Source organism: Rossellomorea aquimaris (assembly GCF_001877785.1).
GTDB classification, from domain to species: domain Bacteria; phylum Bacillota; class Bacilli; order Bacillales; family Bacillaceae_B; genus Rossellomorea; species Rossellomorea aquimaris_A.
This window is the reverse complement of the sequence record NZ_MINN01000006.1, coordinates 1-430: the sequence shown is the minus strand read 5'-3', so window position 1 is coordinate 430 and position 430 is coordinate 1. Positions and strand designations below refer to the sequence as shown.

Sequence of the window (430 nt, the reverse complement as noted above, 5' to 3'; positions counted from 1 at the left end):
TTTCTGCGCCCAGTGCGTCAAGACGTCTTACTCCTTCGTTCAAGCTCATGCCATTTTGCAAAATGCCCGGTTCGTGCATCGACAACTGGGCGATGAGCGGCGCGTCGGTCAATTTCTTTAAATGGGTAACGGTCGCTGCGAGTTCCTCGAAATCATAATACGTCTCGAGCAATAAACCGTCCGGGTCGCCGGATAACAGGTGCTGCGCTTGCTGGTCGACCATGGCGACGATTTCGTCTAATGTCGCATCGCTTTGGCGGATGCCGCGAATGCCGCCGATCGTAAAAAAAAAAAAAACACATATAGATAGTTTATAGATAATAACATTTTAGTATCATCATATATTTATGATACCTGTCATAGAAGTGACAACGAGTAAGTAGCAACGTAGTACAGTGACAGTGAGTATGAGTCGTGATAGTCGTATTCA

At 46.0% G+C, this 430-nt stretch carries 1 pseudogene; it reads right to left on the bottom strand.

Annotated elements, in window-relative coordinates:
- A pseudogene (locus BHE18_RS00035) lies at positions 1 to 295 on the bottom strand (homocysteine S-methyltransferase family protein); the annotation flags it as partial.
- Positions 296 to 430: the final 135 nt, after the last annotated feature.